This is a genomic window from Verrucomicrobiia bacterium, from assembly GCA_019634635.1.
Lineage (GTDB): Bacteria > Verrucomicrobiota > Verrucomicrobiia > Limisphaerales > UBA9464 > UBA9464.
This window is the reverse complement of the sequence record JAHCBB010000001.1, coordinates 251,265-274,022: the sequence shown is the minus strand read 5'-3', so window position 1 is coordinate 274,022 and position 22,758 is coordinate 251,265. Positions and strand designations below refer to the sequence as shown.

The 22,758-nt window shown below is 62.1% G+C and carries 13 protein-coding genes and 1 CRISPR repeat array; of the genes, 6 read left to right on the top strand and 7 right to left on the bottom strand.

Going from position 1 to position 22,758, the window contains the following annotated elements; genetic code table 11:
- Window positions 1-7 precede the first annotated feature (7 nt).
- The 4 genes from KF791_01060 to KF791_01045 all read right to left on the bottom strand — a co-directional run bounded on the left by KF791_01060 (window position 8) and on the right by KF791_01045 (window position 7,851).
- Window positions 8-691: a response regulator transcription factor gene (locus KF791_01060; GenBank protein MBX3731162.1), complete on the bottom strand. Its 684-nt coding sequence runs from the start codon at window positions 689-691 to the stop codon at window positions 8-10.
- Complete coding sequence (locus tag KF791_01055) at window positions 676-2,922, bottom strand: hypothetical protein (protein ID MBX3731161.1); 2,247 nt, start codon at window positions 2,920-2,922, stop codon at window positions 676-678. Before KF791_01055 ends, KF791_01060 begins: the two co-directional genes overlap by 16 nt.
- Window positions 2,923-2,987: 65 nt before the next feature.
- Window positions 2,988-3,260: direct repeats of the CRISPR family, unit length 29 nt; unit sequence CGGACCATCCCCACGCGGGTGGGGAGAAC.
- Window positions 3,261-3,265: 5 nt separating this feature from the next.
- Window positions 3,266-4,324: a transposase gene (locus KF791_01050; protein MBX3731160.1), complete on the bottom strand. Its 1,059-nt coding sequence runs from the start codon at window positions 4,322-4,324 to the stop codon at window positions 3,266-3,268.
- 806 nt (window positions 4,325-5,130) lie between these two features.
- The gene (locus KF791_01045) at window positions 5,131-7,851 is read right to left on the bottom strand and encodes a hypothetical protein (protein ID MBX3731159.1); all 2,721 of its coding nucleotides are present in this window, start codon (window positions 7,849-7,851) and stop codon (window positions 5,131-5,133) included.
- 224 nt (window positions 7,852-8,075) lie between these two features.
- On the opposite strand from KF791_01045, the gene KF791_01040 reads away from it, so the two are divergent.
- The 3 genes from KF791_01040 to KF791_01030 all read left to right on the top strand — a co-directional run bounded on the left by KF791_01040 (window position 8,076) and on the right by KF791_01030 (window position 15,214).
- Entirely contained in the window at window positions 8,076-12,464 is a 4,389-nt protein-coding gene (locus tag KF791_01040; protein ID MBX3731158.1) for a lamin tail domain-containing protein, read from the top strand.
- Window positions 12,465-13,619: 1,155 nt separating this feature from the next.
- Complete coding sequence (locus tag KF791_01035; protein MBX3731157.1) at window positions 13,620-14,558, top strand: NAD-dependent epimerase/dehydratase family protein; 939 nt, start codon at window positions 13,620-13,622, stop codon at window positions 14,556-14,558.
- Window positions 14,555-15,214: a PIG-L family deacetylase gene (locus KF791_01030; GenBank protein MBX3731156.1), complete on the top strand. Its 660-nt coding sequence runs from the start codon at window positions 14,555-14,557 to the stop codon at window positions 15,212-15,214. Before KF791_01035 ends, KF791_01030 begins: the two co-directional genes overlap by 4 nt.
- A 27-nt stretch (window positions 15,215-15,241) precedes the next feature.
- Here the strand turns inward: KF791_01030 and KF791_01025 are convergent, their stop codons facing one another.
- A complete protein-coding gene (locus KF791_01025; protein MBX3731155.1) occupies window positions 15,242-16,366 on the bottom strand; it encodes a glycosyltransferase in 1,125 nt (374 codons plus the stop codon).
- Between the two features lie 603 nt (window positions 16,367-16,969).
- On the opposite strand from KF791_01025, the gene KF791_01020 reads away from it, so the two are divergent.
- The 3 genes from KF791_01020 (at window position 16,970) to KF791_01010 (ending at window position 21,125) form a co-directional block, all read left to right on the top strand.
- Window positions 16,970-18,130: a glycosyltransferase family 4 protein gene (locus KF791_01020; protein ID MBX3731154.1), complete on the top strand. Its 1,161-nt coding sequence runs from the start codon at window positions 16,970-16,972 to the stop codon at window positions 18,128-18,130.
- Window positions 18,131-18,363: 233 nt separating this feature from the next.
- Entirely contained in the window at window positions 18,364-19,482 is a 1,119-nt protein-coding gene (gene wecB, locus KF791_01015) for a UDP-N-acetylglucosamine 2-epimerase (non-hydrolyzing) (GenBank protein ID MBX3731153.1), read from the top strand.
- Window positions 19,483-19,826: 344 nt separating this feature from the next.
- Complete coding sequence (locus KF791_01010) at window positions 19,827-21,125, top strand: Gfo/Idh/MocA family oxidoreductase (protein MBX3731152.1); 1,299 nt, start codon at window positions 19,827-19,829, stop codon at window positions 21,123-21,125.
- Between the two features lie 9 nt (window positions 21,126-21,134).
- Here KF791_01010 and KF791_01005 read toward each other — a convergent pair whose 3' ends face one another.
- Window positions 21,135-22,562: a DUF3463 domain-containing protein gene (locus KF791_01005; GenBank protein MBX3731151.1), complete on the bottom strand. Its 1,428-nt coding sequence runs from the start codon at window positions 22,560-22,562 to the stop codon at window positions 21,135-21,137.
- Between the two features lie 8 nt (window positions 22,563-22,570).
- Window positions 22,571-22,756, bottom strand: a complete 186-nt coding sequence (locus KF791_01000) for a hypothetical protein (protein ID MBX3731150.1) — start codon at window positions 22,754-22,756, stop codon at window positions 22,571-22,573.
- Window positions 22,757-22,758: the final 2 nt, after the last annotated feature.

Here is a 22,758-nt window from a genome sequence, read left to right as displayed (position 1 = left end):
GTGGAATTCAGCACTCCAGACGGTAGCCCACGCCATGAACCGTCTTGAGGAAGCGGGGATGCTCGGGGTCGGGCTCCAGCTTGGAGCGCACGCTCGCCACATGGGTGTCCACAGTACGGGTGGTCGGGAACGCGGCCACGCCCCAGACCACATCCAAAAATCGTTCACGAGTGACGGGTTCACCGGCCGCCTCGGCGAGCAGTCGCAGCAGGGCGAACTCCTTGGCCGTGAGATGTACCGGTCCGCGGGGACCGCGGGCCTGCATGCGCACAAAATCCACCGTGGCCTCCCCCAGACGCAATGGGTCCTGCGTTCCGCCGCGCGGGCCGCTCCGTCGCCGCAACAGGGCCCGTGTGCGGGCCAGCAGTTCGTCGCCGCTGAACGGCTTCACCAGATAGTCGTCGGCGCCGGAGTCGAGACCGCGCACCCGGTCCTCCACCTGCCCCTTGGCGGTGAGCATCAGGATCGGCGCACCCCGGCCCAGCCGGCGCAGCTCGGACGCCAGCGCAAAGCCGTCGAGCCGCGGCATCATCACGTCGAGCAGGATGAGATCGGGATCCTCCTCCAGCGCCCGGGCCAGGCCCCGTTCGCCGTCCGCGGCGGTGATCACCCGATGCCCTTCCGATGCCAGCAAATCCGCCAGCACCGTCCGCATTGCCCGCTCGTCCTCAATGATCAGGACCCTGGCCATGGCTCCTTCCCTGGTGGGTGCTCCGCGATCTCCAAATGGAAGGCCGCCCCCTTCCCGACCTCGCTCTCCACCCACACGCGTCCGCCGTGCCCCTCGACGATGTGGCGCACAATGCTGAGTCCAAGCCCGATCCCCTGTGTCTCGCGGCGCAATTCGGAACCGCGGCGATGGAAGCGCTCAAAGATCCGCCCGTGTTCCTCGGCCGGGACTCCCGGGCCCTCGTCGCTGACCCGGAGGTGAAACCGGACAGGGGACGGACCAATCCGCTCCAGTTCCACGCGCACCGTGCTGCCGGGCGGTGAGTGCTTCAGCGCATTGTCGAGCAGGTTGAGCAGCGCCTGCTGGATGGCCCGGGCGTCCCATGTGGCGGTCCAGACTTCGGTGCCTGCGCCGGCTTTGGGCGATGCGCACACAATGGCGACGCCGCGTTCCCCGGCGAGGGGTTCCATCAGGCGCGTCGTTTCCCGGAGCCACCGGACCACATCCATCGGCTGGAATTCATAGCGCTGACGCCCCTGCTCCATGCGGGCGACGTTCAGAATGCTCTCCACCAGTCCGCCCAGACGCCGCGTCTCCTGCAGCAGGAAGCCGGCATATTCGCGCCGCTTGGCATCGTCGTGCACCCGTCCGCCGGCCAGTCTCTCGGCCAGGAGCTGCATGCTGGCCAGTGGGGCGCGCAGCTCATGGGACACGCTGGAAACAAAATTGGATTTCTGTTCCGCCAGCGCGCACTGGCGCCGGAAGGCCCGGTGGGCCTGCCAGACCCCAATTCCAGCGACGCCAGCGGTGGACAGAATCATGCCTCCGAAGATCCATAACTGGCGGCGCTGGGAAGCGAAGAGCGCCGCGGCATCCGACAACAGCACCCGCACCGTGAAGCGCGGTCGGGTGGGCCAGTTGTCGGAAGGCCCCTGGTCGGATATCGCCTCCTGGAGAAACTCTCCCGAGGCGATGGCCAGCACCGGAACCGAATTGCTCCACACACCCGCCCAACGCGCCGGAATGCCCGAGATGGGCCTGCCCTCGATGTCAATGGAGAGCGTCAAGCCGGCCGGTAGCGATGGGGCAATTCGCCGATCCCTCCCGTCCACGATCGAAACCACGGTCACCGCCCGTTCGAGCGCCGGACCCAGAATTCGCTCCGGAAGCGCACGGGCGGCAGTAACCGTGTTGGTGATGGAACTCCGGACGGCGTTGGATGAGGTCATGAGGACCGACTCCGAAGGATGCACGACGACCAGCCATGCCTCGGATCCCTGCTGGATCCAAAAATTCGTGGTCGGTGCCAGCATCAACGGGACGCGATCAGACAGGCGTGCTGCCAAAACTCGCAACCTTTGGTCACTCCGCCAGCGGGCGGCCAGCTCCGACACTGCGCGGCGCCCGACGGCCAAGGGGACATTGGTCGTCATCTGCAGGGCCTGATCGAGCACCCACGGGGAGAAAAACGACGGCTGGGTCAGCACCAGCCCCTGGACCAGGGAGAACCAGTCGGCATCCAGTGACGCCTCCGGATCCACGCCGCGCGCCTCGACGAACACGCTGACGGCCAGCGGGGTTCCGGTGGCAGTAACCACCGCCTCCTGAACCGCCCTGACTCCCACTGCAAGCAGGCGCTGGATCCTCTCCGATGCTGATGCCGTTCGCGCGCGGGACAGCTCCCGCTCGCAGCGAATCAGTGCTGAGAAGTCCGGGTCATCGAGCCGGGATGCCAGTATTTCGAGGTCCGGCATCCGTTCGGAGCCGCCGCCGAAGATCTGCCCGGTATCCGCCGGGATCTGCGAGACCCATCGCGGTGGCTGGGGAACCTCCAGCGTGGGCGGCGGGTCGGCGAGCCGTCCATCCGCATCGAATCGGATGGTCATTGGGAGAAACTCCCAGGCCGGCAGCGGGTAGCGCGCGAGGACATCCTCAACGACCCGGCGGCCCGGGAGTTTCCCGGCCGGAACTGGATCCTCGCTTCCCGGCCAAGGCAGGAGACGTCGTCCGATGACCCCGTCCCCCAACCACAGGTTACCCGCCAGCTCAATCATGGAGAGTTCGGACGGCAGCGTCCGGCTGAGGCGCACCGCGAGATCCTGGGCAACCGTTTCGGCGGTCCGTCGGGCCTCCGCCTCCACCGCGACCCGGTCGCGGGTCAACGCCACAACGCCAGCGATCGCCAGTCCAAGGACCGGCAGGAGGATCAACGCCAGTTGTCCGTTGAGCGAAGGGGGACGGGAGGGTTCCACAAGATCCGCCGAGTTCGTATCCGATCCTCCCCGGCTAAGGCACCCGATTTGTCAGGGAAATGTAAATTCCGTTCCCCACGCGGGTGGGGAGAACAAATGGCAGCGTCGAAGCGCGAGGCGCTCCGGCGGACCATCCCCACGCGGGTGGGGAGAACCAGCATCCGGCAATGGATCCCATTTCAGCCGTCGGACCATCCCCACGCGGGTGGGGAGAACAGGGGTTTCTGAACGCGGCTCCAAGCGCCTGGCGGACCATCCCCACGCGGGTGGGGAGAACTTACAGCTGCAACGGCATCGCACAGGATCATGCGGACCATCCCCACGCGGGGGGGGGACAATGGGGTCAGATCTTTACAGTTGACATTCTCGCCAGCAAGCCTTTGCGAAACTCCGCCTTCTCGGGGTTCTGCGGGAGCTGCATCCAGAATCGTCGGATCCCCTGGGCCGCCGCGCCGTAGCCCAGGCCCGGGATTTCCCGGACCACCTCCACCAGTCGCCACCCCAGATGACGCGTCGCCACCGCCATCAGGCCATTCCGGCCCCAGTCTCCGTGCCGGGTCGTGATCTCCAACCAGCGGCGTCCCAACAGATCTTCCGTCGCCGACACCAGATCCTTCCAGGCCGGCCGGGACGACCGTGCCAGCTGCCGAACCGGGGTCTGTTCCGTCCGGTTGGATCGCAATCCCCTCAAAATCCGCTGCGCCGCCAACGCTTCACCCAACACCAGGCCGCCAACCAACCGATCCCAGGGACTGTCCAGATCACCCTGTCGAATTGGCGCCTCGGTGTACGCCCGCAGGGAACGCCGCTGCTCCTGCAGACTGCGCCCTCCACAGCCGCCCTGCAACCGGTCCCGGCACAGCCACTTGGCGCCGGGTTCCAGACCGGCGTACATCCTCCAGGAACTCCAGGCGTACTCCCGCAGCACCGTCACGCGCCGGGACACCAGCTCCCGGCCCGGATCCGGACACCCGATCACCCGAGCCCGGTGCTGGTCCCGTTTGGAAAGCCCAAGTCCGGTGATGCGCACCGGATTCAGGTGGACGTAACGCCCCACCTCGTCCAAGGCCCTTTCCTCCAGCAGGAGCACCGACTTGAACCGCCCCTGAAACACATGGCCCCGCCGCCGATGGGCCCAGTTGAATCGTCCCGCATAGCTGACCTGCAGCCAGCGGATCGCCTCGCTCAGATTTGCTTCCCGGCACCGGAGCAGCAGGTGGTAGTGGTTGTTCATCAGCACGAAGGCATGCACCTCCAGCGAGAAGCGCTCGGGAAGTTCCGATACCAGCCCCAGAAAGCGTCTGCGGTCCGTGTCGTCACGGAACAGCACCTCCCCGCCGTTGCCCCGGCTCACCACGTGACTCCAGGATCCGGCAAGATTCACCCGCAATGGCCGAGCCATGCGCTGAGACTGCATATACACCGCAATGTGTCAATGTTACAGATCTGACCCCATTGCTTCATGCCCCAGATGACGGGTCGCCACCGCCATCCGGGCATTCCGGCCCCAGTCTCCGTGCCGGGTCGTGATCTCCAACCAGTGGCATCCCAACAGATCTTCCGTCGCCGACACCAGATCCTTCCAGGCCAGTCGGGACGGCCGTGCCAGCTGCCGAGCCGGAGTCTGTTCCGTCCGGTTGGATCGCAATCTTCTCAAAATCCGCTGCGCCGCCAACGCTTCACCCAACACCAGGCCGCCAACCAACCGATCCCAGGGACTGTCCAGATGACCCTGTCGAATTGGCGCCTCGGTGTACGCCCGCAGGGAACGCCACTGCTCCTGGACACTTCGCCCCCCACAGCCGACCTGCAACCGGACCCGGCACAGCCACTTGGCCCTGGGTTTCAGACCGGCAGCCCAAGAAGGCGTCTGAGGTCCGTGTCATCACGGAACAACACCTCCCCGTCGTTGCCCCGGCTCACCGCGTGACTCCACGATTCGGCAAGATTCACCCGCAACGGCCGAGCCATGGGCCGAGACTGCATGTACATCGCAATGTGTCAATGTTACAGATCTGACCCGATTGCCCCCCCCGGAGCCGTCAGCGTGTGGAGTCTCCACGGGCCCGGCTTGCAGTTGAACGTACGGCTCGTGAGGACCCTCAGGTGTTGCCCCACCGACGTCAACCGGCACACGCGCGGACATAGGGACAGGTCAATGGTGGCCACAGGCGGGTTCTCCCCGGGGGACAGGTCATTAGCGGCCCACTATTCCGACGGCCGAAGCCGGTAGAATCCTGTCGAGCTCTCGGGAGGTGGGAGATCCAGGGTGGACACAAATCCATTGCCCACGAGGTTCCCAAGCGGCGTTGCCGACCCGTCGAGAACTCCCGGTGCGAACTCCAGAATGCGGCGTTCGCCCTCCGGAATGCCGACTCCCAGTCGAACACCAGCTGGCCCGGCCGCCAGTGCCTGCAGGCGGTCGGCCCTGGTTTCGATCCGGGCAATCCGGAACCGGTTGGCCGCCGAGTCAACCAGGGCCACCAGAAGATTGCCGTCGGCAAGCATTGCTGCCGCCGTCACGGAGTGGTTCGCCACCGTGCCGGCCGTCGCGGGGACATCCAGGGCGAAGGTTCGGTCCAGATCACCCCCCTTGGAAAACCGCGAGGCGCCGGGAGCGATCTCGCCTTGAACAACGGCCCCCGCACCAAACAGGTAGAATTGGTCGTCGCCGGCGGGAAGCGGCGGCGAAATGGAGAGGTGGGAGAGGTGGGAACCCAGCCGGGGAGACCGGAAGTCGGTATCCAGCGTGCCGTCTTCTAAGAGGCGGTATACCTGCCCAATAAATCCGACGATGATCGGTTTGGGGCCGGGGAGGAACGCGGCGACGGGATTGTCGGCTCCCGCGAATACGCGGAGCAGGTGGCCATTTCCATCCAGCCGGACGAGCCCCGGTCCCGGACGCTCTTCGCCGGGCGACGGCTGAATCCCGATCCCGCTCACCAGCATGGATCCGTCGTCCGAAGGGGACACCTGGTACACGGACGCGCTCCCGGTCAGTTCGGCGCGGAAGCCTTCCACCACGGTTCCGTCGGGGCGAAGCCGGACCAGGCCGGGCCGGGGAATCCCGTGGACGGTCCGGAAATTGCCGCACACCAAAAGCGTCCCGTCGCCGTCCCGGGCCAGATTGCGGACCACCGGCGGGTCCATAACCACCCGAAACGAGTCGTCCACCGTGCCATTCGGCCAGAGACGGACCAGCCCGGCGCTGGGATAACCATTCCAGTCCTGGAAATCGCCGGCGACGTAGATTCGTCCGGAGGGATCCGGCAGGAGCCGATGGACGATCCAGTCCGACGAAGGACTCGGGAATGCGGCATCCGGGCTGCCATCGGGCTTCAAACGCAGCAGCAGGGTGGTCCCGATATCCCCGGCGGCACCCGGGCGGGGAAGCCAGTGTCCACCGACCCACACGCTGCCATCCGGCATGGGAAGCAGCGCCAGGGGAATCCCGTGACCGGCCTGGGGCAATCCCGATCCCGGGAGAATCCGGCCGGCGGTCGGTGAGCGAACCCCAAGGGACAGGCGGGCCTCCGCCTCCACCGCTCCTGCTTCATTGCGCGCCTTCAGTCGGTAGGTGCCGGCCTGCGCGGGGGTGAGCCGGGGCAAGGTCAGGATTCGATTTGTTTCCCCGGGAAGGTCCACCCCGTCGTGGTCCCATTGAAGCGCGGGTGCTGGCCACCCGGTCACCAGGGTCGGGAACGCATGCTCTTCCCCCTCGGCGAGCGTTATTGGCTTCGGGCCGATCCGGATCAAAGGCTTCACCGCCGGACCCGTGTAGCCCTCCAACCGGATGAGGCGGCGCTGGACGTCCCCGCCGGACTCCCGATCCACCGTCACCAGCAAACGGCCATCTGGCTGAACGGCCTCCAGGCGTGGATTGGCACCTGGAAGCTGGGGAATGAAGGCGGGATCCAGACGGCCTGTGGAACCCAGCCGGGCCAGTCCGGGATTGGATTGCCCGTCCACCGCCCGGAAGCGCCCGGAAACGATCATGCTGCCGTCCGGAAGCAGGCCCAGCGCATCGACAGAATCCATCAGTTCCACCGCGGGCGTAAATGATTCGTCAATGCCACCGCCAAGCAGCAGCCGCGCAAATTGATGAATCGGTCCGGCATCAATCAGGTGCATCGAAAATGCCGTGACCAGCCGCCCGTCGTCCTGAAGGGAAAGGCAGCGGACCGACGGTCCCGGCTGATTGGTCAGCAGCGGCAGGCCGAGCGCCGTCCCGGGGTCGAATTCGGGATCAAGGTATCCCAATGCGTCGAAGCGGGCGAACCCGATCCGTGTCTGCCCGTTTGCACCAATCAATCCTCCACCCACGACAATGCGCCCATCGTCCAGCACGGAAAGAAGACCCGGACTGACCCAGACGCCCTCATCCGACGCGGGAAACTCCAAATGGGCTCGCCAATTGAAACGCGGCTCCGGGGCGCCAGACGGGCGGAGTCTGTTGATATTGACCGGGGTGCCCAATCCCTGCCGGCTCAGCAGACCAAATCCGTACGCGCCGCCATCGGAAGACGCCGCAAGCGCCGTGTACCTTCCCGATCGCCCAAAGGTGGAGTGGGTCGGGTCGGGAACCCCGGAAGGAGCCAGCGTCACGATCCCGGTCCATGCCTGCAGCACGATCCGGCCGTCCCCAAGGATCGTCATCCGCTCCACCGTCACCTCTGGGTCGGCCTCAAATGAAGAATCCACGGAACCGTCGGACAACAGGCGCCGTGGCGCCCCTGATCGGTATCCCGGCGACGCGACCACCATGCGTCCATCCTCCTGAAGGGCGCTTGCGCCCACATTCAAATCCTCCGGCGGCCGGTAGGTGGAATCCAGCGCTCCCGGCTGCTGTGCCAGGACCGGGAACCACCACAGCAGACCGATACCAACTGCCAGCGGGAACAACGGTCCGGGCATGGAGATCAGTTTCATTGGATGGCGCAGTCTATTGTTTACAAATGAGACCGCAACAGAAGATTTGGAAATTTCCCCCTTTCGTCCCCTGCGTGACGAGGAGGGACAAAGGGTGACCCCATTGCCCACGCTTGGGCGGCGGCAATGGTTTCACGGGTGCGAGGTCCATGCGCCACGAATCGCAGCGACGATCAACACCCCATGGACCTGCCGACCTTGGACTGTCAGACTTCCCTTGGCGGATGAACAATTCTGACGAGCGGAGCCCGGGACAGTGGCTTTGGGTCCGCGAGCCGCTGTGGTTCGCCTGGCTGGTCGCCTTGGGCGCCATCCACTACGGGGCCACGGCCCTTGGGGCGGCTGCCGTTAATCTGGCCGCCGGCCAGCCGGTCGAGGCGTCCGGTCCCACCTGGGGCACCTTCGCCCTCGAGTTCGTCGCTGACGGCAATCCCGACACCTTCAACCACCCGCGCGCCGCCTCCGGAACCCTCGGATTCTACTTCCAGGTGGACCTCGGCAGGACCTTCGCCCTTGATCATATCGTCACCCGAAACCGGTCCGACGGATGTTGTCCGGAACGCCTCAGCAACTACCAGGTCGAGGTGTACGGAGATCGTGAGGGCGAACCCGGAGAGCTCCACTGGTCCACCCGCATCCGCGCCGACGGTTCCCACTCCGGGGTCGGGGGGAGGGACGTCCTCACCGCTTCGTTGAATCCCACAGGTCAGTTCGTTGGCCGGTTCATCCGGGTCTTGAACGCCGACGGCGCCCCCTACAGTCCCCAGGTCGCCGAGATCGAGGTGTATGGCGGGACCGTGCCTCGGATTCTTCAATTCGCTTCAGACGCCGATACCCTCGCCGTCGGCGCCTCCACCGTCCTGAGATGGGAATTGCTCAATGCCTCGGAGGCGGAAGTGGAGCCGGACATCGGCCCCGTGGATCCGGTCCGCGGCTCGGTGACCGTGCGCCCCGCCGCGACCACCACCTACCGTCTGGTGGCCCGGAACGAAGCCGGACTCGTGGAGACCACCCAGGTCGTGGGCGTGAATGTCGTGCTGGACCCGCCGCGGATCACGGAGTTCCTCGCCGACAACGCCGACGGACTCAAGGATGAGGACGGCGACGCCCAGGACTGGATCGAACTGCATAATCCAAACGCCTTCGGACTCGGCCTGGCGGGCTACTTCCTCAGTGACGATCCGGACCGCCTCCGGAAATGGCCGCTGCCGGACGTCCGGATTCCTGCGGGCGGGTACCTGGTGGTCTTTGCATCCGGCAAGGATCGCCGTGATCCCGAACGCCCGCTGCACACCAATTTCCGGATGGCCGCAGCAGGGGAATACCTCGCGCTTGCCGGCGCGGCGGACACCCGTCCGTTGCAGCAGTTTCCAGCAGGTTATCCAGTCCCGCGCCGGTTTCCGCCACAGCAAGCCGACATCAGTTATGGGGCCGACACCCGGGGTGCCATCGGCTTTTTCCGTCCCCCGACACCCGGTGCCAGCAACGGAGTGGCCTTCGAGGGAATCGTCGCCGGTTTGAACGTCCGGGCCGAACGCGGTTTTCATGACGGGCCGCTGCAGGTCGTCCTGCACACGGAGACTCCCGGAGCGGCGATTCGCTACACCACCAATCGCACCGAGCCGACGGCGACCGCCGGCCTGGTTTACGAAGCACCGGTCGCGATCGAGCGCACCACGGTGCTCCGGGCCGCCGCATTCCGTCCGGGTTGGTCACCCGCCCCGCCGGTGACCCACACCTATGTGTTCCCCGACCAGGTGGTCTCCTCGCCGGTGATGCGCACCGCCATCACCCGTGACCCCCGCTACCAGGACCAGATGCGCCCGGCCCTGCTCGACCTGCCCAGCGTCGCCCTCACCACGGCACGCCCCATCAATGACACCCTGGAAGTGACGGGCACGATGGAATGGCTGCGTCCGGACGGCGGTCCCGGGTTTCAGGTGCCATGCGGATTGAAACAGTTCGGAGGCGCCTTCACCGAATTCGCGAAGAAGAGTTTCCGCCTGTACTTCCGATCGGAGTACGGCGCCGCGAAGCTGCGCTATCCCCTGTTTGAGGGCCACGACTCCGGGCTCACCGCGGTGCAGGAATTCGACGCCCTGGAGCTGCGGAGCGGGTCCCACGACATGGAGATGCGGGGATTCTACATGGCGAACCTGTTTACCGACGAAACCCTGCTTGAGATGGGCCGCTTGAACCCGCACGGCCGTTTCGTCCACCTGTATCTCAATGGCATCTACTGGGGTCTTTACCACCTCCGGGAGCGGTGGCATGCGGCAATGCACCAGCAGTACCTTGGGGGTTCGAAGGCCGATTACGAGGCGATCAACGGCAACTGGAACGTCGGAGGCTGGGCCGAACCCGGAAGCGCCTACGACGGCGACGGCTCGACGTGGGCCCACGCGCGCAGCCTCCGGGACCGCTATCAGGACCTGCGCCACTGGGTGGATGTGCCGCAGTACGTGGATTACATGCTGATGTGGATGTTCGGCGGCAGCGAGGATGAGTACCGCTGTGTCGGGCCCGTGGTTCCGGGCACCGGATTCCAGTTCCACCTCAACGATGCCGATGGATGGTTCTGCATCCCCGCGTACTGCGCGGCCGGGAACCGGACGGTGCGCGGCGCCCCCGGACGGCAGCCCGGTGATGGTCCGGGCAGCCTGTTCTCGACGCTTTTCCGGGAGGGTGACCCGGAGTACCGGATGCTGCTCGCCGATGCCATCCATCGGAACCTCGCCAACGGCGGAGCCCTGACCCCGGAGCGAAATGCGGCGCGGTTGACCCGCCAGACGGAGGCCATCACCCGCGCCTTCCTCGCCGAATCCGCCCGATGGAATTACCTGACACCGGACGCCTGGGCGGCACGGCGGGATTCGGCCCTCCACTCGTGGCTGCCCCGTCGCACGGCCGAGGCGCGCAGCCAGTTCCGGAGCGCCGGTTTTCTCCCGTCGCTCGACGCCCCATCCCATCTCCCCGCAGCCGGCAGCGTCCCGTCCGGCACCGTCCTCAGATTCACCGGCCCGGCCGCCGCCGGCCTTCATTACACCCTCGACGGGACGGATCCGCGCCTGCCCGGAGGTGCGGTGTCCCCCGCGGCACGCACGCTGACCCTCGGCGGCGGGACACGCACCCTGGTTCCCGCCGGCGCGCGCTGGCGCTGGTTCACCAACGCCCGCGGGCTTTCCACCAGCGACGTGGTTGTGGGACATCCCACCTGGTCCTCAGCCGACTGGAAGCACCCGTCATTTGACGACACCCAATGGGCTGAGGGACCCGCAGAGTTGGGGTACGGCGAGGGCGACGAGGCCACGGTGATCCCGTATGGCGGGAATGCGTCCGCCAAGTGGATGACAATCTATTTCCGCCACCGGTTCGCCCTGGACCGGACCGGCAACCTCGTCCGCACGGATCTTCGATTGCGGCGAGACGACGGGGCGATCGTCTACGTGAACGGCCATCCGGCGGTGCGCGATTCCATGCCCGCAGGGGTGGTCACCGGCACCACCGCGGCCTCGAACGCCACGGACGACGGGCAGGAGTTCCTGGAGTTCGAAATCCCCACGGAGTTGCTGCGAGGCGGAGACAACGTCCTCGCCGTCGAACTCCATCAGGCCTCTCCTTCCAGTTCCGATGCCAGCTTTGACCTCGAACTCACGGTCGGCACGGCGGCCAGCGGCGCGGAACCGGAGTTCCCGCTCCTCACCCGGAACACCATCGTGAAGAGCCGTGCCCTACAGGGCGACCGCTGGTCCGCCCTCAACGTTGCCTTTTTCCAGGTCGGCGAGCTCCCGGCCGGCCCGGGCGACCTGGTCGTGACCGAAATCTATTGTGCGCCACCGGAGGGAGGCGACGACGCGGAGTTCTTGGAACTGGTGAATCGCTCCGACCACGCCGTGAACCTCCGCGGTGCCCGTTTCACCGACGGCATTCGTTACGGGTTTCCAGACACCCTGGACACCCTGCTGGGACCGGGACAACGCCTGGTCCTCGCCGCGGACCTCTTCCATTTCCGGCGGAACCATGGACTCGCGGCACCGGTTGCCGGCCGCTACTTCGGGCAGTTGTCCGATACCGGGGAGCGACTTCGCCTGGAGACCGCGGAGGGTCTGACGCTTCTCGACCTCACCTACGCGACGACGCCCCCCTGGCCCGCAGGAACCGGCGGCGGCGGGTACAGCTTGGTCCTGGCACGTCCCGAATTGGGGCCTGCAAACCCGTCCGCCTGGCGCGCCAGTGTCCACGCCGGCGGAACACCCGGTGCGTCCGATGCCACGCTGTTGGAGGGGGACCCGGATGCGGATGCCGACGGCGACGGGCTGTCCGCGCTGACCGAACACGCGTTGGGCACCAGCGATCGGACACCCGGGGATGCCGCCGCCGCGCTGCAACCCCGCGTGCTGCCCGATGGCGGATTCCAACTGGCCATCAGCCGGCGCCTCTCGGCGGATGATGTCGCCCTGACGGTCACCGATTCCACCAATCTGGTTGTGTGGACTCCGGCGAGGTTGGTGTCGTCCGAACGTGCAGGGCCGGACGTCGTCCGCGAGCTTTGGACGCCGTCGCAGCCCGCGGGCGCGCCCATCTTCATGCGACTGCAGGTCATGCGCCGATGATCCATCAGGGCACCCCAACCGGACCGGAGCCAGCGGGACACCCGGTCGGTTGATGCCCTGCCGAACCGGGAGGAGGTTGGCACCCAGGGCTTCCGCTGACTTCTCAAGCGGCTGCTCCCGAAGATGGGATCAGCTCCTTGGTGGCTATCCCGAGCCGGCACGTCGAATCCCCACAGGCCCAACGCGAATATGCGTGCCGGAGGCGAATAGCACCTCCCACGGACAGGTGGATACCGACTACCTGCACCCACGAACATCTCCGATGCCCTCCGCTCCCAGGCTGCCATGGCTCCACTCAGCTCCCCGCCCGCGCCGCGTGCCGGTCACCAGCGCCCGCCCCCCCCGGGGTCGTGAGGTGAACAGCAAGACAGCTCGAAGCTGCCTTGTCCGAATCCCACAACAAACCCAGCCCAGAACTCTTCCGGAATCCATGCAGACGATTCACTCAAGCCACATCGATGCCGTTGACAGCTGAGGACTTCTATATACCATAGCCGCGTTTTGCGCTCGCATTCTCCTCCACTTAAGACTCAATGTCACCGACGCCTCAAAGTCGATGTAGTCACGCCGTTCTCCCAAGGCTCGATTGGCGACATCAGCGACCAAACCCTCCGCAATGACCTAATCCATCAACGCCCTCTGGTCCCGCCGCGATTGGCGTACAGGTGCGTGTCTCAGACTCCATATCCAATCAAATTGATGATTCCGCTTAATTATTCTAATCTACGCCACCCGGTGACCGACCTCGATCCCTCCACCAAGCGAATCTGCCTCCAATTGGCAACCCGGATCCATTGTATCTTAGGTCTCCATTCACCAGACCTTCTGTGCGGTTAAGCGCACCCCAGAGTCACTAACTTCCAATAGTCGCACAACAAGCTCTTCTCCCAGGATCTCCGATCAAACCATCCAATGCTCAACTACCCGTCTCAAACCAATTTTCCCACCTCAATGCGAGATTCTCTGAATCTGTTCTTCGCATGCCCTTGCTGACTGTTTATCCCTCATGAGTTTCACTTCGAGCCCGAAGCCATTAATCTAAACCCTGCGGCATACCTTCGAGCACCATTCTCTGTCGTTCCCCTCACATTCAGCCGATCAACTACCCTTCCTTCTCCCATTATCAATCCACCCAATTTCAAACTCTTGCCACTAATGCGTATTCTTATAACCGGCGGTGCAGGATTTATTGGTTCACATCTAGCCAGAGCACACGTTAATGCGGGGCACGAAGTCGTTGTCGCCGACAATCTCTCGAGCGTTGATTCACTGCAAAATCTTCAAGATATCAAACAAAACCTTCAATTCGTTCACTGTGACATTCGTCTCCAATGTGACTTTGCCGCGCTTCCGAACGGTCCCTATGATAGATTCTACCATCTCGCGGCATCGTTCGCAAATGAGCGATCAGTCGACTACCCCGAGATTGACCTTCGTTCAAATGCTGAAGGAACCCTCGCCGTGCTCACATTTGCACGTCATGTCGGATGCCGACTATTCGTCTATACGGGATCTTCCTCCTCCTATGGAGATGGCAACATTCCGTTTTGCGAGGATTCACGGATCGCACCGGGAACCCCCTATGCGTTGACCAAGCTCCTTGGAGAGCGCTACGTAGCAAACAGTGGAATCCCATACGCAATCTTCCGCCTCTTTAACGTCTACGGCCCGGGTGACCCGCCAGGACATTATCGAAATGCGATACCAAATATGCTGAAGTCTCTTGATCAGCCTTCCCGCACAATTCATGTATATGGAGAAAAGGCTACACGTGATTTTACATTTGTACACGACGTGGTTGAAGTCCTGCGAAATGCGGAAGTTGCAAAGAATTCGGTTGTCAACATCGGCACCGGGGTTGAAACGTCCATCCTGGATCTGGCACAATTGATTTCTGAATTATATCCCGGCGACGAAGCTCACATTCAGGTGACTGAGCAACGACATTGGGATCACGTTGTAAGGAGGATCGCCGATGTTACTCGACTTCGCTCGATGCTTCCCGACGCCTGTCGTACTCCCCTTACTAAAGGAATACGACAAACTGCGATTTGGTTGCATGAGGCAGGGCATATTACTAGATCGATATCGTGAAGCTCCCAAGCTCACTATTATTTGTTGGCGCCCATTGCGATGACATTGAACTCATCGCCGGAGGCCTCCTTAATTTGGCTTGCCGCACAAAACTTCGAGTTGGGCTGCTTGTATTCAGTGATCACCGCGGCGTGCTATCCAAGGCACGGGCAAATCAGGCGAGAAGGGAGATGCTCACGAACATTAATTGGTTGCGAGAGACAACCTCCGCCCAGATTGTTGACCACACAACGCTACTGATGCCAGCGTGTCAGGGGATATTCGAACAAAAGCGATCCACTATTTACTCAACTCTCGAAGCCCTCCGAGACCACTACGATCTGATCATTACCCACCCAATCACTGACACAAATCAAGACCACGTCCAGGTGGCAGCCGAGGCAGCCCGTGTCTTCAAAGCTCACAAAAGCCTGCTTGCAGGGGAATTCCCTAACAACGATCTCGGCAAATCCCCCCCTGATGTCTATGTACCACTCGCGGAGCAGGATGTACTTGCGAAAATTCGTCTCGTCACCTCGTACAGGTCACAAGTTCTGGATGGGAGGCCCTATCTCGACGGAAATGTGGTTCGCGCTCTCGCTTGCGTCCGAGGTTCCCAAATACGTCACGCTCACGCCGAGGCGTTTAGTGTACTAGGTCGAATTCTCGTGCGTTGAAAACCATCACGCTTATGGAACTTGCAACTAGGCTGATTTCAAGAGAATCCCCGAAAGCCATTGATAATAACTGGCCGCTCTGGATTCCCAAGTCAATGAATTTAGGTTTATCCCGTTGCCGTAGGCAGGGTGTGCCAGAATTGCGGCCTGGCATGCGCGAAACATATCTCGACTGTTGCCGGGTTCATAGTAGAACGCATTATCCCCAAAGATTTTGGCAACTTCTCCAGTTCGATTGGTTACTAGAGGCCTGTTGGCCGCAGCATAATGAAACAGTTTAGTAGGGCAACGAGCGATGTTTGGAATGCTTGGAGGGTACGGAAACAAAAGGACCGTGGCAGCTTTGCAGTAGGTTGCAAGCTTTGAACGCGGAACATTTCCTTCGAAAACGATGACCGAGTCTAATCGACGTTCTACCGCCTGAGCTTTCCAATACTCCAAATCACTTCCAGCTCCTGCGATCAAAATGAATGAATGACACTTCGATTCCAAACAGATCTCTGCAAGATCAAACAATTCAGCAATTTGCTCTCGATAAATTGACAAAACATTTCCAATGTAGAAAAACATTCTGCGATCTTTAAATCGATCACATAAACTTTTGTATAGAGCTAAATCAACGCTGTTTTCAAGGCTGCTTATGCCCACCGGTAGATAAAGTATTTTTGACTTCAAGTCGGGACGAAAACTCGAAACTTTGCTCGCGATGTAATCACTCCCACAAATCACGCCAAATGCGCGGCGGCACTTCTCTCTACACACTATCTCTAAATAAAAGCGCTTAAAAATGCTCTGCGATGTGTAAGCAGATATCCACTCATCAAATTCATACAAGACTTTAAATTTGGCCCGGCCATAAATTAATGCTCGAAGCCCATCACCAATCGAATGGACAAACTGCCAGCGACCTGTTTTGAGAATCTTCGCGCGCTGTTGCAAGTGCGACCTGCATGTTTGATCGTCAAAAAAGTATGCATTTCCCTGGAAACCAATCGCTTCAAGGAGGCGATGATTTTCGGAGTGCTCTGGAACCGCTACATCAACAAGGCAACCCAACTTTTCAAGCTCGCGAGCGAGGAAGTAGAGCTTTTGCTGTCCTGCATTTTCAACAGGATTGGAGATTCCGGTGAATAGTAATCTACAGGTTTTCATAGCTCAAAGGCCGCCACAATTTCTCTTAAAACTGATGAGCTGGAGCAAAAACAATCTCGACCAGAACTTGTTGAGCCTCTCTCAAGCAGGAAAAATAATACGTCCACCTGACGCATGTTCGATCTGTCAGCCCCCTCGGGGCTCCATACCGTCGTTTCCAGACAATTCGCTCGTTCACAGTTCTTTGTATATGTTGCTCGCCAACCACTGCAGCCTGCGCCGTCGGATGAACATCTGCCTCAATATGCGAAGGGAGGGAATGCGACCTAGGCAAGCGCATATTCAACGACAATTCCAAAAGACGAAACTTGCCTTTCCATCGCGCTGCAATGGCGTAATCCCGAATCACATCTTCAAGCAATGCTTTTTCGTTGTCGATTGTTCTGCTGCTAGGCTAGTCCATCGAAGCGCAATTCGCATCTCCGATTGTTGCCAACCTCGAAACATGTTTCACGAAATTGTGTCGGCGAGCAAGAGAATTTGCCCACCGTACCTTGTTGTGCCAATGGCCGGATTGACAAAATGGGTCGACAGAATATTTGTCCTTCGGCGATCCTTCCCGGGCGATCAAAATCTGGGTCATGATCGCGGACTGAACCAATAATGCACATTGCCCTCAATCTCCTGTACCTGCTACCCGGCGTCGTTGGCGGCACCGAAACGTACGCCCGGTTGCTGATCAACGAGCTCTTGGCGCTAGCAGCCGAGGGAGCTTCCGACCGGTACACGGCATTTGTGAATCGCGAGTCGGTCGAGCATCTATCGGCAATCCACACTGGCATCACGTTTGTTCCTTGCAACGTCGAGGCCACCAAGCGGCCCGTGCGCTACCTGTTCGAGCAGGCCCGCCTGCCGGCGCTGCTGCGCGGCAACCAAGTTGACGTGTTGCACTCACTCGGGTATGTCGGCCCCTGGTATCCAGGAGTTCCACACGTCGTGACCATCCACGACCTGATCTACACCGGTTTCGCGGCGCACATGCCCCAGTCTCGACGACTCACACTGCAGATCGCAGTGCGCGGCGTGGCGCGGCGTGCCAATCGAATTATCACGGTCTCCGAGAGCTCGCGGCGGCAGATCGTCGAGGATCTACCAGACGTTGCGTCAAAAATCGTTGTCATCCCTGAAGCTCCACGCCCAGGTCTGGCGCCTGTAGTGGGCGACGCGGGAAACGTCGCCGATCAGTACGTATTGCGCCACTACGGCATCAAGCAGCCGTATCTTGTCGCGTTCTCATCAAAGAGTACCAGCAAAAATATCCCCCGGCTCATCAAGGCCATGGCCCAGGTCACTGACCTGCCATGGTGCCTTGTCCTCATCGGGCACGTTCCAGATAATGGGGAGGTCGCGGCCGCAGTGTCCGCGAGCAAGATGGGCGACCGGGTCATGTCCACAGGTTATGTGCCCGATTCTGATCTGCCTCCCCTGCTGCGACAGGCGAAGCTGTTTGTCTCTCCTTCCTTGTATGAGGGTTTCGGATTGTCGGTCCTGGACGCGCAGTCCGCTGGTGTACCGGTCGCGTGTTCGGATGTCGCATCACTACCCGAGGTAGCGGGTAACGGCGCCGAGTTCTTCGATCCCTACAGTCCGATGGCGATCGCGGCGTCGGTTCGTCGACTACTTTCAGACTCTGCTTATAGTCGCATGCTTTCCGACCGCGGTCGAGCCAACGCAGCCAGATTCTCCTGGAGGCGCACGGCGGAGGCAACCAGGGAGGTGTATAGGATGTTGCAGTCAGGTAGAGTAATGAGCGACCCGTTCTGATACGAAGTTGACAACTTTTGTCTTGCCACATTCTGCGAAGCTCGGTTCTGAAGCAGTTTAATATAATAGCAAACATATTTTGTTTGCTTTTTTATGCGGGCACTGACCCAACTGGCAATGACATATCGCGAATCTAGATTGCGCACTCTGTATCGTTTTGATTTGCGATGGGGTCAGCGACCCCGAAGCAAGAGTTGACTCCGCGACATCCCTTCAACAAAATTTCTCCTCGAATGCCTCTCCTTGACCTTATTGCGGGCGCCCGGCCCAACTTCATCAAGGTTGCACCCATTATCCACGCGTTTCATCGTCGCTTTGGAGATCCCCGAATTCATGGTAATCGTTCCGTACCACTTCGCTATCGATTGATACACACCGGTCAGCATTACGACCGCGCCATGTCCGAAGCATTTTTTGAGCAACTCGATATCCCCGAACCACACATCAATCTCGCAGCTGGAGGCGGCAGCCAAGCGGAGCAGACTGGAACCATTATGACCCGGTACGAAGAACTGCTTGCCCTCGAACCTTCTGAACTATGCCTCGTTGTAGGAGATGTTACTTCGACCCTAGCTTGCGCTATCGTGGCTCGTAAGGCCAGGATTCCCGTAGCCCACGTTGAAGGCGGGATCCGTTCGGGCGATTGGTCCATGCCTGAGGAGATCAATCGTATAGTCACCGATTCCATCAGCAATTGGTTTTTCACAACCAGCGAGACCGCCAACGCTAACCTCCGCAGAACGGGCGTCACCGACGATCGAATCTTCTTTGTGGGGAATACCATGATCGACACACTCCTAGCCAACCTGACTCGCCTCCGCCCGCCATCCATCTGGACTACAGCTGGACTCTCCAAAGGCGGCTATTTTGTGCTTACCCTCCATCGCCCGGCCAATGTGGACAATTCGGCCACATTGGGAGCTGTTCTTGACGTCATCCGGCGCGGCACCCGAATGTTTCCAATCATTTTTCCTGTTCACCCCCGCACACGCAAGGTTCTCGAAACTCTTTATTCCAGAACGGACGCGCTGACCTTGATTGAGCCATTGGGCTATCTCGAATTCAACTACCTCGTTAAACATGCGAGGGCTGTTATCACCGACTCGGGCGGCATCACGGAGGAGGCCACGGTGCTGGGAGTCCCGTGCCTAACACTTCGGGAGAACACCGAACGCCCCGAGACTGTAACTCACGGCACAAGCGAGCTGATCGGAGCGGACCCAGCGAAGCTGATGCCTGCCCTCGACCGGCTGTTCGCCGACCAATGGAAGCGGGGCGTGATTCCCGAGAAATGGGACGGCCACTCTAGCGACAGAATCGTTGCTACACTCGAGAAACTTCTCTTGACGTAGGAAATTTGGCTGCTTCATGGAAGTCACCGGGGGCCGTCGTAAAACCAGTGACGATTCATGCTGAAACTGGGCAGGAATCAAAATTCCAAAGAACAGAAAGAATGCTCTTCGGCGGCTCCCACCCGGTGGTGGGCCGGGAGTCACCTGAACCGAACGCGTGTGGAGTCCCATCAGGCCCGGCCACAGGTTCCCTGCACGGCTCGGCGGGAGCCCCACCGGAGCACGGATCAGGGTACCGGCCAAATCCCGGGGAGGTTCAACGTCCACGGGGCACCGGCGCTGCCGGGGCCATCCGGAATGCCTTGATTTTCCGGAGGGACGACGGCGTGTTGTGGGGAGTTTCCATGGACACCTCCCCTGCCTCACGCGGGCTCGATCGCCGTCAGTTCACCCGGGCCGCTGGCGCGCTGGCCGCCGCACTGGCCGCCGGGTTGCCGCCGGCGCTGGCACGCCCTGAGCCGGCCTCATCCCGGGTGCGGGTGGGCGTGGTCGGGCTCGGGCGCGGACTGGATCATGTGCGGACCTTTCTCCGGGTGCCCAACGTGGAACTGGTGGCGGTCTGTGATGCCGACAGCCGACGGGTGGCGGCCGCACGCGACCTCGCCGTAAAGGAGGGGGCTTCACCCCGGGGCGAAGCGGATTTTCGCCGCCTGCTGGAGGAGCCCGACCTCGATGCGGTGTCCATCGCCATGCCCAATTTCTGGCACGCCCCGGCAACGATCCTGGCCTGCGCCGCCGGCAAGCATGTGTATGTGGAGAAGCCAGGAAGCCACAACGCCCGGGAGGGTGAACTGATGGTCGCAGCGGCCCGCAAGCACGATCGCCGGGTGCAGATGGGCAATCAGCGCCGCAGCCAGCCGGAGATCCAGGAGGCCATCGTCAAGCTCCATTCGGGTACCATCGGCAAGGTGCGATTTGCGCGCTGCTGGTACGACGCCCGCCGGGGCGGCATCGGTCACGGCCGGCCCGTCCCGGTGCCTGAATGGCTCGACTACACGCGCTGGCAGGGACCGGTCCCGGAACGGGTGTACCTGGACAATCTCGTCCACTACCAGTGGCACTGGCGCTGGCACTGGGGCGGCGGTGAACTGGCCAACAACGGGGTCCACGCGCTCGACATCGCACGGTGGGGCCTGGACGCCCGGTTCCCCCTGCGGGTTGCCGTGACCGGCGGGCGCTACCACCACGACGACGACCAGGAAACGCCCGACACCACGCTGGCCAGTTTTGATCTGGGATCCTCCGGCATCACCTGGGACTCCAGCAGCTGCCTGCCACGCCGTCATGAAAACCACGCCTTTGTCGCCTTCTACGGTGAGGAAGGTGTGCTCGCCATGGACGGCGGCGCCGGGTACCGGATTCATGACCTGGACGGCCGGGAAGTGTCCGCAGTGGCCGGCCGGCTGGATGACCGGCATCATTTCGCGAACTTCGTCGAGGCCATCCGGGGGGACGTCCCCCTGAACTCGGAGATCGCCGAGGCGCAGATCAGCACCCGCTGGTGCCACCTGGGCAACATTGCCTACCGGACCCGCACCCAGTTGTCGGTGGACGCCGTGACGGGGCGCATCGTGAGGCCGACGCGGGAGATGGAGCAGTTGTGGAGCCGCGAATACCGCCCCGGTTGGGAACCGAAGGTCTGACGGCCAGAACTAATCGCCCTTGGCCACCGCGGATCCCGAGTCGCGGACCTTGGCGATGAGCGCGTCCCGTTCCGAAGACGTGCCCGAACTGCACCCGCCATTCGTCGGGGCTCCCTCGGGCTCCTCGTCGCGGCGCTGGTACGCCGACTTCGCTCCGGCAAGTTCCTGATTCACGGCCGCCTTGGCTTCTGCGAGGTGCCCCTTGCCAATGCTGGCCCCGTTGTAGGCGGCCCGGGTCAGCTCGGGGGACGACGGGTACGGCCGCGGCTTCGATCCAAAGTTGAACCGCATGTTGACCCAGGTGTCGCGGAGGCTGGTGCTGAGGGCTCCGGAGGGCTCGTAACCGCTGTGCATCATGCAGTTTTCGCACTTCGGATTCAGGGCCACGCCGTCCTTCGTTCCGTAGCGCTCCCAATCCACCGTCTTCAAGACCTCCTGGTAGGTGCCGTAGTGACCCTCGGTCATGACGTAACAGGGAGCCTTCCATCCACGCACGTTGTAGGTGGGGATCGCCCAGGCCGAGCAGGGCAGCTCGCGCCTTCCGGCCAGGAACTCCAGATAGACCGGTGTGCCGAACAAGGTGAACTCCCGGCCCCAACGCTGGACGTCCTTGAACTTCTCGCGCACCAGCTCACGGGTCAGGAAAAAGTCCTTCGGATCGCGCCCCAGCCGCTTCACCATGTCCTTCTTGGCGGCATCGTAGTCGTACCCCGGCGAAATCGTATGGCCGTCCACTTCCAGGGCGCTCAGGAAGCGGAACATCTGGTCCAGCTCGCCCGGATCGGTCTCCTTGTACACGGTCGTGTTGGTCGCGACCTGGTATCCGAGGATCTTGGCCATCCGGATGGCCAGCACGCATTCCTTGAACACGCCCTCCCGCTCAACAATGAGGTCGTGGGTGTACTCCAAGCCGTCCACATGGACGTTCCAGTACATCCACTTCGTGGGCCGGATGGTCACCTTGGAGCGGGCCGCAGCATCGGCATTGCGGATCTGGGCGGCTTCCTTGTCGGAGATCAGCCCCTCGGCCTCCAGTTGCGCCACCCGGGGCTCCAACGCGGGGCCATAGGCGGCGGCGAGGTACTCGCGCATCTTCTTCCGCATGAAGACGCCGTTGGTGCAGATGTAGAGAATCCTCCCCTGCGCCCGCAGGCCCGCCACCAGCTCCTCGATCTTCGGGTAGATGAGCGGTTCGCCACCGCAAATGGAGACCATGGGCGCATCGCACTCCGCGGCGGCCGCCAGGCATTGTTCCAGAGGTACCAGATCCTTGAGGCTCGTGGAGTATTCGCGGATCCGCCCACAGCCCGTGCAGGTCAGGTTGCAGGTATGCAGCGGCTCGAGCTGCAGCACCATGGCGAACTTGGAGACGCCCTTCAGGCGGTTGCGGGTGATGTGACGGGCGATCTTGAGGGTCAGCGCGAGAGGAAATCGCATGATGGAATTTATCGGGCGGGACTGTGCTGCAGGACGGGCAGGGAAGGCACCGGGCGCGGCGCGTGGACGTCGAGACCCGGAATCAGAAAGGAGGCCGGAGAGACACTGTGACTTCCCCGAATGCCACCGCATCCGGCGGCGACGACAAGCAGGCCGGATAGGAATGCAGTCAGCACCAGCCGCGGTTTCTTCATCA

What these genes read in the sequence shown, in the direction of transcription:
- KF791_01020 (MBX3731154.1), top strand. Translation starts at nt 16,970, where the DNA reads ATGCACATTGCCCTCAATCTCCTGTACCTGCTACCCGGCGTCGTTGGC.
- KF791_01000 (MBX3731150.1), bottom strand. Translation starts at nt 22,756, where the DNA reads ATGAAGAAACCGCGGCTGGTGCTGACTGCATTCCTATCCGGCCTGCTT.
- KF791_01060 (MBX3731162.1), bottom strand. Translation starts at nt 691, where the DNA reads ATGGCCAGGGTCCTGATCATTGAGGACGAGCGGGCAATGCGGACGGTG.
- KF791_01010 (MBX3731152.1), top strand. Translation starts at nt 19,827, where the DNA reads ATGGACACCTCCCCTGCCTCACGCGGGCTCGATCGCCGTCAGTTCACC.
- KF791_01035 (MBX3731157.1), top strand. Translation starts at nt 13,620, where the DNA reads ATGCGTATTCTTATAACCGGCGGTGCAGGATTTATTGGTTCACATCTA.
- KF791_01005 (MBX3731151.1), bottom strand. Translation starts at nt 22,562, where the DNA reads ATGCGATTTCCTCTCGCGCTGACCCTCAAGATCGCCCGTCACATCACC.
- KF791_01025 (MBX3731155.1), bottom strand. Translation starts at nt 16,366, where the DNA reads ATGAAAACCTGTAGATTACTATTCACCGGAATCTCCAATCCTGTTGAA.
- KF791_01045 (MBX3731159.1), bottom strand. Translation starts at nt 7,851, where the DNA reads ATGAAACTGATCTCCATGCCCGGACCGTTGTTCCCGCTGGCAGTTGGT.
- KF791_01050 (MBX3731160.1), bottom strand. Translation starts at nt 4,324, where the DNA reads ATGGCTCGGCCATTGCGGGTGAATCTTGCCGGATCCTGGAGTCACGTG.
- wecB (MBX3731153.1), top strand. Translation starts at nt 18,364, where the DNA reads ATGCCTCTCCTTGACCTTATTGCGGGCGCCCGGCCCAACTTCATCAAG.
- KF791_01040 (MBX3731158.1), top strand. Translation starts at nt 8,076, where the DNA reads ATGAACAATTCTGACGAGCGGAGCCCGGGACAGTGGCTTTGGGTCCGC.